At 71.5% G+C, this 10873-nt stretch carries 7 protein-coding genes; 6 read left to right on the top strand and 1 reads right to left on the bottom strand.

The features are described 5' to 3' along the window. A partial coding sequence (locus EJK15_RS76940) for a DUF4011 domain-containing protein (protein WP_138719935.1) occupies positions 1-1896 on the bottom strand: 1896 nt, incomplete at its 3' end. 64 nt (positions 1897-1960) lie between these two features. Here EJK15_RS76940 and EJK15_RS63360 point away from each other — a divergent pair. The 6 genes from EJK15_RS63360 to EJK15_RS63335 form a co-directional block, all read left to right on the top strand. Further along, positions 1961-2875 carry a pirin family protein gene (locus tag EJK15_RS63360; protein ID WP_138719934.1) on the top strand — a complete coding sequence of 305 codons (915 nt, stop codon included), beginning with the start codon at positions 1961-1963 and terminating at the stop codon, positions 2873-2875. A gap of 242 nt (positions 2876-3117) precedes the next feature. Beyond that, positions 3118-3732 (top strand): TetR/AcrR family transcriptional regulator, encoded by a 615-nt coding sequence (locus tag EJK15_RS63355; protein WP_138719933.1) that lies wholly within the window; start codon positions 3118-3120, stop codon positions 3730-3732. A gap of 92 nt (positions 3733-3824) precedes the next feature. Further along, complete coding sequence (locus tag EJK15_RS63350) at positions 3825-5234, top strand: FAD-dependent monooxygenase (RefSeq protein WP_138719932.1); 1410 nt, start codon at positions 3825-3827, stop codon at positions 5232-5234. Positions 5235-5412: 178 nt separating this feature from the next. Beyond that, entirely contained in the window at positions 5413-6624 is a 1212-nt protein-coding gene (locus tag EJK15_RS63345; RefSeq protein WP_206062089.1) for a sensor histidine kinase, read from the top strand. Further along, positions 6624-7295: a response regulator transcription factor gene (locus EJK15_RS63340; protein ID WP_138719931.1), complete on the top strand. Its 672-nt coding sequence runs from the start codon at positions 6624-6626 to the stop codon at positions 7293-7295. Before EJK15_RS63345 ends, EJK15_RS63340 begins: the two co-directional genes overlap by 1 nt. A gap of 453 nt (positions 7296-7748) precedes the next feature. Beyond that, a partial coding sequence (locus tag EJK15_RS63335) for an efflux RND transporter permease subunit (RefSeq protein WP_138719930.1) occupies positions 7749-10873 on the top strand: 3125 nt, incomplete at its 3' end.

Below are 10873 nucleotides of genomic sequence, written 5' to 3'. Positions count from 1 at the left end.
AGATGTGTATAAGGGACAGGTGCCGTCTGAGCCGGCGCGCCAGGCGCCGTGGGTGGGGGGAGGGATCTGGAGCGACTCCCATTCGGCGAGTTGCCCGGCCGCCTCCGCCAACGCCGCGTGCAGTTCCGCGCGTTCCGGCTTGCCGGACCCCAGCCACAGCGCCCGCGCCCGTTTGCGCAGCGCATGGCGCTCCCGCAACCCGATGGGGCCGCCGTTCCCGACGGCCGGCCGCCGCGTCGTACCGTCGGCACCGGTGTCGGCCGCCGACCGTGCCGTCCGGCCTCTGCGGGTGTCCCCGTCGCCGACGGCGGCGGCCAGGCGGGCCGGGTCCGACTCGAAGACGCGGGGTGAGAGGCGCCGCATCGTCTGGGAGACGCCGGCGAACAGCTGCAGGAGCGCCACCCGTTCCCGATGACCCTCGGGCGCGCGCAGGCCGACCTCGGCGCACGCCTGGTCCACCCGGTACGTCAGCAGCGGCAGCAGGTGCGAGTGCAGCCGGGAGGCCAGGTCGGCGGCCTGCCTGGCCTGCTCGGCGGTCCGCAGCGCGGCCCCGTACCAGGGCGTGCTGCCGGGACGCAGGGTGAACCCGCCCAGGTGGGCGAAGTCGCGTAGCTCGTCCCGGATCCGGTCGGCCGCCTCGCGGTCGATCCGCTCGGGCGGGACGAGCCGCATCGGGGTACGCGCCTCGGCGGGGATGCCGAGCAGCCCCGACTGGATCTGGAACGCCGACAGCCCCCACGGCGCGTGCGGTTCGTGCAGCCTGGCGACGTGCTGGGACAGCCGCCGCTGCCGGTCGATCAGCCGCCGGTCCAGCTCCTGCTCGGGCGCATCGGTCACGGTCTGGGCGAGGTCGAGCGTGTCGCCGAGGTCGCGGGCGATGCGCAGCCGGTCGCGGGTGCCCTCGTGGATGTCGAGCACCAGGTCGCCCAGGTCGGCGCCCTTGAGCCGGGACAGCACGGCGTCGATCGCGGCCCGCTTCTCGGCCACGAACAGCACCTTCCGCCCCTTGGCGACCAGCGCGGCGATCAGGTTCGCGATGGTCTGGCTCTTGCCGGTGCCCGGCGGCCCATGGACGACGAGGCTGCGGCCGGACATGACGGCGGCGATGGCGCTGCGCTGGGAGGAGTCGGCGTCGAGCACCGAGTAGTCGTCCTCCGGCGAGTCGAGTTCGAGCGGTTGCCCCCGGTCGCGCGACAGCAGCTGCTGGGCGTCGGGGTCGCCGGCGATGGCGGCCACCACGTCGCTGTCGGCCAGCAGCTCGCCGGCCGCCTGCATGTCCCTGACCATGGGCAGCTTGGAGTAGGTGAACGTGCCGATGACGCGCCTGTCCTGGATGTCGAACCCGGGCACCTCGGCGGCTGCCGCGATGGCGCGCAGCTCGTCGTGGTCGCCGGTGGCACGCTCGGCGTCGGCGCCGTACACGGTGGCGAGCTTGTGCAGCAGCACCGGGTTGACCTCGTCCTCGTCGTCGAGCGCGAGGTCGAAGTCGTCGTGCCGGGCCCGGGTGGGGGTGATGGTGAGGCCGCGCAGCAGCACGGGCGCGGCGGGCTCCAGGAACAGCTCGTCCCACCGCGCCATGCCGGTGGCCAGGTACGCCGCCCGCAGGCCGCGCTCCTCGAGGAGCTCGCGGGATTTGCGGTGGATGGCCTGCACGCGCCTGATCGCGTCGGCCCTGGCGTCGGCGTCGGTGAACAGGCGGGTGAGCCTGATCGAGCCGGTACGCAGGAAGCGTTCGAGCCTCTCGGGGTCGGCCGCCGCCAGGTCGAGCGTCCCTGCCCGGCGGTCCTTGTAGTAGAGCAGCGTGTTGCGCCCGCCCAGATCGGTGAGCGCCGATATCCAGTTCGCCTGGGCCGCCGTGATCAGCTCGGCCCTGCGGCTGTCCAATGGCTCTGCCATGAATATCTCTTCTGCCCTGGCGAGACCTTTACAGTCGCTTGGCGGGCGAACGTACAGTCTTGGGGTGAGCAACCTGGAGCTTGACCCGCAAGAGATCCGTTGCGGCGCCGACGCGGGCGCGGGCAGTGAAGTGCTGATGGGGCGCGAGGTGCCGTTGGGCGGGCCGCGCGCGATGGCAGTGCGCAGGACCCTGCCGGGCGCGCACCGGCGCATGATCGGCGCCTGGTGCTTCGTGGACGCGTACGGGCCGGAGCGGACCGCCATGCGGGTGCCGCCGCACCCGCACACCGGCCTGCAGACGGTGAGCTGGCTGGTCGCGGGCGAGGTGCTGCACCGCGACAGCCTGGGCACCCTGCAGCGGGTACGCCCGGGGCAGCTGAACTTGATGACCGCCGGACGCGGCATCTCCCACTCGGAGGAGTCGCCGGAGACGGTGCTGCACGGGGTGCAGCTGTGGGTGGCGCTGCCCGGCGGGCACCGGCACGTCACGCCCGCCTTCGAGCATCACCCCGCGTTGCCCGTCCTGGAAGGGCCCGGGTTCGCCGCCACCGTCGTCATGGGGTCGCTCGGCGGGTCGGCCTCGCCCGCCACCGCCTACACCCCGCTCGTGGGCGCCGAGATCGCCGTCGACGGTGCGGGTGAGATCCCCCTGGATCCGGGGTTCGAGCATGGGCTGCTGCTGCTCGACGGCGCGGTGGAGCGACTGGAGCGGGGACCGCTGGTGTACCTGCCGCCGGGGCGCGACCGGGTGCGGCTGTCCGGGCGCGGGCGGGTGCTGCTGATCGGCGGCGAGCCGTTCGGCGAGGAGATCGTGATGTGGTGGAACTTCGTCGGCCGCTCCCACGACGAGATCGCCGCGTTCCGCAAGGAGTGGATGGAGGGCGAGGGGTACGGCGCCGTCGAGGGCTTCGACGGGGAGCCGCTCCCCGCCCCCGTCCTGCCCTCCACCCGGCTCAAGCCGCGCGGGCGCGTCCGCTAGTCGCGGCGGGTGTAGGTGTAGATCACGTCCAGGTCGGTGGCGTTCGCCGGCACGTCCGCCAGCAGGCGCACCATCTTGCCGGTCCGGGAGTCGTACACGCAGTTGGCGCCGCTACTCAGCGGTCAACGATCGGGACCGGTCCCGGGGACCACAATGCGGGGTCAGGTCAGGCTCTGGATGACGCACGCCAAGGACTGACAGAGGCGTTTCATCGGACACCGTGTCTTTGTAGGGTGCCGAAGGTGAACGCACGTAAGTACGAACAGCGCCTGCGGGCCGAGGCGGCGGAGGAGACGCGCCGCCGCATCCTGGACGTCATGTACGACCGGGTCAGCACGGCCCCCGCCGAGACCATAAGCCTGGACCAGGTCGCCCGCACGGCCGGGGTCGCCCGCTCCACGATCTACACGATCTTCGAGTCCCGCGCCGGGTTGTTCGACGCCCTGTTCCACCACCTGCTGGACCGGGCGGGCTTCGAGCGCATCGTCACCGCGGTGGCCCACCCGGACGCCCGCGAGCACCTGCGCGGCAGCCTGCGCGCCGGCGCCGAGGTGTACGCCTCCGAGCGCGACGTCACGCGCGCCGTCTACTCGATGGCCGCGCTCAACCCCGACGCCATGGCCGGCACCGTCCGGCGCGACGAGCAGGGCCGCGCCGAGGGCATGCGCCACCTGGCCCAGCGTCTGGCCGACCAGGACCTGTTGCGGCCGGACGTGACGGTCGAGGAGGCCACCGACATCCTGTACGTGATCACCAGCTTCGACACCTTCGACCTGCTCCACACCGGCCGCGCCCGGGCACCGGAGACGGTGGCCGATCGCCTGATCACCATGGCGGAACGCGCGCTGCTCCGCTGACGACGCTTCTGCGCATAAATACCAAGACAGCCTGTCCGATGAAATGTATCTTTTTTCATAAGACAAGTCGTCCTATGAAATGAGCGCAGATCATGAAGCACCCCGTCCTCATCGTCGGCGCCGGCCCCGCCGGCCTCGTCACCGCGATCACCCTCGCCCGTCTCGGCATGAGCAGCCTGCTCGTCGAGCGCCGCGACGACATCTCCACCATCCCCAAAGCCACCGGAATCAGCGTGCGCACCATGGAGTTACTCCGCTCCTGGGGCCTGGAAGCACAGGTCCGCCAAGGGGAGACCGGCGCGGTCGCCGAGGGACGCATCACCGCTTCCCTCACCTCACCCGACGGGGTCGGCATCCCCATGGGCTTCCCCGACGAGCACGCGGTCGGCGGGCTGAGCCCCACCGCCGCGGCCTCCGTACCGCAGGATCATCTCGAACCCGTCCTCCTCGCTCACCTGCGCGAACATCACTGTGCCGAGGTCCGCTTCGGCACCGAGTTCGTCAAGCTCCGCCAGGACGCGGAAGGCGTGGACGCCTGGCTGCGCGACCGCGCCTCCGGCGAGATCATCAAGGTCAGAGCCCGCTACGTGGTCGGCGCGGACGGCGCGCGCAGCCGGGTGAGGTCCGCCCTGGCCATCCCCATGACCGGGCCGGAACGGATGGCCGACTTCCTCACGGTCCTGTTCCGCGCGCCGCTGCGCGAGCGTGTGCCGGCTCCGCTGCACGGCCTGTACATGCTCACCGGCCCGGACGCGGCGGGCATGATGCTGCCGGTCTCCTCCGACGACCGCTGGCTGTACGCCATCCCGTGGGACGCAGACCGGGAAACGCTGTCCGACTACGACGAACGGCGCCTCACCGCCCTGATCGCGGCCGCCACCGGCGTGGCCGACGTGCGCCCCCGGATCGAGAACCTCGGCCACTTCTCCTTCACCGCCCAGGTGGGCGACCGCTACCGCGAGGGACGCTGTTTCCTGATCGGCGACGCCGCGCACCGGATCACGCCACGGGGCGGCACCGGCATGAACACCGCCATCCACGACGGCCACGACCTCGGCTGGAAACTGGCCTGGGTGCTGCTCGGCTGGGCGCCCGCGGCGCTGCTGGACAGCTACGAGACCGAGCGGCGGCCGATCGGGGTACGCAACACCACCCGTTCGGCCGACCCGGCCGGCGGGCGGCGAGACCCGGCGGAAACACTGGCCGAGGACCTGGCCGGACGGCTGCCGCACGCCTGGATCGCGCCCGGGCGCAGCACGCTCGACCTGCTCGGACCCGGTCTCACCTTGCTGACCGGCCCCCGCTGCGACATCCGCCCGCCGGCCACCCGCTCACCGGTCCCGCTGGACGTTCACCGGCTGGAGGAGCCGGTGGCGGCGGCACTGGGGCTGGAGCCGCAGGGCGCGATGCTGGTCCGCCCCGACGGCCTGCCGCTGGCGCACTGGACCGGCACCGCCGGCGACCTGCCGGCCCACCTCCACACCCTGCCCCTCGCCGCCTGACGACCCCGCCCCATGACCGCGACCACCGGCACCGGGTGGCCGAGGTGAGCGTGCCGGTCAGGGATGCGCGCTGAATCCGAGCATGGACCAGCGCGAACTCCCGCTACCGCGAACGCAGTAGCCGAGACGGATACCTGAGGAGGAGGGGACACGGGCGGCGCGAGCCTAGCCTGGGTGAGTGAAAGTGCTGGACAAGATGGTTGCGTGGCTGCGAGCGCACCCCTACGTGCTGGACGGCGCGCTGGCGCTGGGGATGTATCTGGGCGTACTCATGATCCCGCTGTTCGATCAGCGTTTCGGCAAGCACTCGCCTGCCGTCCCGGCGCTGGTGCTGGGGACGCTGAGCTGCGGTGCCCTGGTGTTCCGGCGGCGTGCCCCGCGGTCGGTCCTGGTGATCTGCGTGGCCGCGACAACGGCCTTCCTCATGCTGGGCGGCGGGCGCAGTCCGCTGGACATGCCCCCCGCGCTCGCTTTGTTCACGGTGGCCACGCTCAGCCGGCGCCGGCAGGCCTGGATCGCCGGCGCGATGACGGCCGCGGCACTGGGCGGTGCGCGACTGCTGTTCTCCGGGGACACGTGGCTGGCTCCCGAGGTGCTGGCACAGATCGCCTGGATCGGGATGGCCACCGCGGCAGGCGATGCGATCCGCACCCGCCGGGCGTACGTGGCCGCGGTGGAGGAGCGGGCCCGCCGGGCCGAGGAGAGTCGCGAGGAGGAGGCCGAGCGCCGGGTGATGCAGGAGCGGTTGCGGATCGCGCGCGAGCTGCATGACGTGCTGGCCCACCACATCGCGCTCATCAACGTGCAGGCGCAGGTGGCCGAGCACTTGATCGACAGAGAACCCTGGCAGGCGCGTCAGGCGCTGCGCCATGTCCGCCGAGCAGGCAAGGAGGCGCTGGGCGAACTGCGTACCACGGTGGGGTTGTTGCGCAGCCCGGACAGTCCCGAGGAGCTGCCCACGGAGCCGTCGCCCGGCCTGGACCGCCTGCCCGGCCTGGTCTCCACGTTCACGGCGGCAGGGCTGGCCGTCGACCTCCGGCTCGACGGCGTCACGGCGCCCCCGTTCGAGCCCCCGAACGAGCCCCCGAACGAGCCGCTGCCCGCGCCGGTGGAGCTGGCGGCCTTCCGCATCGTGCAGGAGGCGCTCACCAATGTCAGCAAACACGCCCCTGCGGCCACCGCGCACGTGCGCGTGGCGCGGACGCCGGACCGTCTGAGCGTGGAGGTCACCGATGACGGGCCAGGCGCGGTCACGCTGGGTACGGGCCACGGGCTCATCGGCATGCGCGAGCGTGCCCTGTCGCTGGGCGGCCGGTTCGCCGCCGGGCCGCTGACCGGCGGTGGCTTTCGCGTCCAGGCGGTGCTGCCGCTCATCCAGGGAGCGTTGTGATGACCATCCGGGTTCTGCTGGCCGACGATCAGTCGCTGGTGCGCGCCGGTTTCCGTGCGCTGATCGATTCCGCGCCCGACCTGCAGGTCGTCGGGGAGGCCGCCGACGGCCGCGAGGCGGTGCGGCTGGCCCGGCAGACGCGTGCCGACGTCGTGCTCATGGACATCCGCATGCCGGACGTGGACGGGCTGGCCGCTACCCGGGAGATCACCGGCGACGCGGCACTGGCCGGGATGAAGGTGCTCGTGCTGACCACCTTCGAGATCGACGAGTACGTCTTCGCCGCGCTGCGGGCCGGCGCCAGCGGGTTCCTGGGCAAGGGCGTGGAGGCCGCCGAACTGCACGACGCGATCCGGCTGATCAACAAAGGAGAGGCGTTGTTGTCGCCGTCGGCCACCCGCGGCCTGATCACCCGCTTCCTGTCCAGCCCCGGCGCCGGCGCGGAGCATGCGCCCGAGGAGCTCGACGCGCTGACCGAACGCGAGCGTGAGGTCATGGTCTTGGTGGCGGCGGGCCTGACCAACGACGAGATCGCCGACCAGCTGGGCATCAGCAGGATGACCGCCAAGACGCACGCCAACCGGGCCATGCTCAAGCTCGGCGCGCACGACCGCGCCCAGCTGGTGATCATCGCGTACGAGACGGGGCTGGTGCGTCCGCGATCGCGGTAGCCGGCGCGGGCGCGTACCGCGTTCGCAGCAGTCCCGAACCCTCCCGGGGACGGATGTTCACGCAGGTGAGGGCCGCGACGCTGGAAGCGTGACCGACACGATGCTCGCCTTGGCCGCCTGCGTGGCCTCGTCGTTGTACTACGCCCGGGGGGGCGATCGCGCAGCGGCGCGTCGCCGTGGCGGGGCGCGAGGGCCGGGCCCGGTGGGCGTACGCGCTGGGCATGAACCTGGCCGGCGGGGCCCTGCACCTGGTCGCTCTGGTGTTCGGGCCGGTCACGATGGTCCAGCGCTGACGTGCGGCGTGGTGCTGCTCGCCCGCGGTGAACAGAACCGGCTCAGCTCGACACCCGAGGCCCGGCTCAGCTCAGCACCCGACACCCGTCTCACCTCGGCACCTCTTTCCGGCCGTCCGTCCGTACGGCCGGTTCACTCCCCTTCTGTAGAGAGCAGATCATGACATTTCTGGCTAGATTGAGCCTCGCCAACCGGGGGCTCGTAGCGCTGATCACCCTGGCGGTGGCGGCCTTGGGCGTGTTCGCCGTCCCGTCGCTGAAACAGCAGCTCCTGCCTTCCCTGGCCTTTCCTCAGGTGTCGGTCGTGGCCGGCTACGCCGGTGCCGCGCCGCAGATCGTCGAGGACCAGGTGACCGTTCCGATGGAGGAAGGGCTGCGTGGGCTGGCCGGGGTCACGGAGGTCAACTCGACGTCGCGTGAGTCGAGCTCGACCGTCCAGGTGGCCTTCGAGTTCGGCACGGACCTCGACGACGCCCAAGGCAAGGTCCAGCAGGCCGTCGACCGGGTCGCCCTCCCCGACGGAGTGGAGCCGCAGGTCAGGGTGGGCAGCACCGACGACCTGCCGGTGCTGCAGATCGCGGTGGCCTCCGATCAGGATCAGCAGCAGCTGGCCGACAAGCTGTCCAACCAGGTTGTGCCCGCCCTGTCCGGTATCGAGGGGGTCAAGGAGGCGTCGGTCACCGGCGTACGCGACCAGGTGATCACCATCACGCCTGACACCGACGAGCTCACCGAGCACGGGCTGGACGCCTCAGCGATCTCCACCGCCATCCGCAACGCCGGCACCGCCCTGCCCGCCGGAACGCTCACCCAGTCAGGCACCACGTTGAGCGTCCAGGTCGGCAGCCGCTTCAGCTCCATCGACGATCTGAAAGACCTCTACCTGACCCCCTCCGCCGGCCAGCCGCAGGCCGGTCAGCCGCAGGCCGGTCAGCAGGCAACCGGCCAGCAGACGACGGGCCAGCAGGCGCCCGGGCAGCCCTCCGCCAAGCCCGCCGCCAAGCCGGAACCGGTCCGCCTGGGCGACGTCGCCGAAGTGAAGCTCGGCCAGACCAAGGCCAGCACTCTGACCCGCACCAACGGCACGCCGAGCCTGGGCATCTCCATCACGATGACGCCCGACGGCAACGCGGTGTCCGTGTCCGACGACGTACGCGCCGCGCTGCCCGGCCTGACCCAGGCGCTGGGCAGCGGGGCGGCGCTCACGATCGTCTTCGACCAGGCGCCCGGGGTGACCGAGTCCATCGAGGGCCTGACCACCGAGGGACTGCTCGGCCTGGCCATGGCCGTCCTGGTCATCCTGGTCTTCCTGTTCTCCATCCGCTCCACGCTGGTGACCGCGGTGTCCATCCCGCTGTCGGTGCTGATCGCGCTGATCGCGCTGTGGGCCTGGGACTACTCCCTCAACATGCTCACCCTGGGCGCGTTGACCATCGCGGTCGGCCGCGTGGTGGACGACTCGATCGTGGTGCTGGAGAACATCAAGCGCCACCTGTCGTACGGCGAACGCAAGCGCCAGGCCATCGAGAACGGGGTGCGCGAGGTCGCCGGCGCGGTGACCGCCTCCACGCTGACCACGGTCGCGGTGTTCCTGCCGATCGCGTTCGTCGGCGGATTCGTCGGCGAGCTGTTCGGCCCCTTCTCCATCACCGTGACCGTCGCGCTGCTGGCCTCCCTGCTGGTCTCGCTGACCGTCATCCCGGTGCTCAGCTACTGGTTCCTCAAGGCGTCCAAGCAGGGCGACCGCCGACAGGTCGAACAGCATGAACGCGACGGTGTGCTGCAGCGGGCCTACATCCCCGTCATCCGCTTCGCCACCCGGCGGCGGCTGTCCACGCTGGCCGCCACCCTGGCCATCTTCATCGGCACGCTCGCCCTCATCCCGCGCCTGGAGACCAGCTTCATCGACAACGGCGACTCGGACACGCTCAGCGTCACCCAGACCCTCCCGGTCGGCACCTCCCTGGAGAGCGCCGACGCCCAGGCCAAGCAGGTCGAGAAGATCCTGACCGAGATCGACGCCATCGAGACCTACCAGGTCACCGTGGGCGGCGCCAGCGGTGTCGGCTTCAGCCGAGGCGGCGGGGGCGGCGGGGGTGACACCGCGCGCGCCAGCTACTCCCTCACCCTGCGCGAGGGCAGCGACGCCGCGGCCGTCGAGGACCAGGTGCGCGAGCGGGTCAGCACGCTCGCCGATGCCGGAGAGATCAGCATCGGCGACAGCGGCGGCTTCGGCGGCGACAGCCTCGAGGTGCTCGTCAAGGCCGGCGACGCCGACGTGCTGCGCCAAGCGGCCCAGACCGTGCAGCAGGCCATGGCGTCCATCTCCGGCCTCACCGAGGTGACCAGCAGCATCGCCGACACCGCCCCCAGGATCGACGTCACCGTCGACCGCGAGAAGGCCGCCGAGCACGGCCTGACCGAAAGCGGCATCGGCCAGACGGTCGCGCAGGCCTTCACCGGCACCACCGTCACCCAGCTGGCCTTCGACGGCACCACCGCCGACGTCGTGCTCTCCCAGGGTGACGCACCCGCGTCCCTCACGAAGCTGCGCGACCTGGAGCTGGCCGACGGCGTCGAGCTGCGCGACGTGGCCACCGTCAAGCAGATCAACGGGCCGTCAACGGTCACCCGCGTCGACGGTGAGCGCACCGCGAGCGTCACCGGCGAGAACACCGGCTCCGACCTCGGTGCCGCCAGCACCGCCCTGGAGACCAAGCTCGCCACCTTGACCCTGCCCGCCGGCGCGACCTACTCCATCGGCGGCGCCAGTGCCGACCAGGCCGAGGCGTTCACCAGCCTGGGCCTGGCCCTGGTCGCGGCCGTGGCGCTGGTGTTCTTCGTGATGGTCGCGGCCTTCCGCAGCCTGATCCAGCCGCTGATCCTGCTGGTGTCGATCCCGTTCGCCGCTACCGGCGCGATAGGACTGCTGCTGATCACCGGTACGTCGCTCGGCCTGGCCGCGATGATCGGCCTGCTGATGCTGATCGGCATCGTCGTCACCAACGCCATCGTGCTGCTGGACCTGATCAACCAGTACCGCCGGCAGGGCATGCCGCTGCAGGAGGCGGTGATCGAGGGCGGACGCAAGCGCCTGCGCCCCATCTTGATGACCGCGCTGGCCACGATCTTCGCGCTGCTGCCGATGGCGCTGGGCATCACCGGCGGCGGAGGGTTCATCTCCAAGCCGCTGGCCGTGGTCGTCATCGGCGGCCTGATCAGCTCCACGCTGCTGACGCTCGTCCTGGTCCCGACCCTCTACACCTGTCTCTTATACCCATCTGC

Origin of the sequence: Nonomuraea basaltis, from assembly GCF_005893125.1 — a bacterium.
Taxonomy (GTDB): domain Bacteria; phylum Actinomycetota; class Actinomycetes; order Streptosporangiales; family Streptosporangiaceae; genus Nonomuraea; species Nonomuraea basaltis.
The sequence above is the reverse complement of the archived record's forward strand: the minus strand, read 5'-3'. Positions and strand labels throughout refer to the sequence as shown.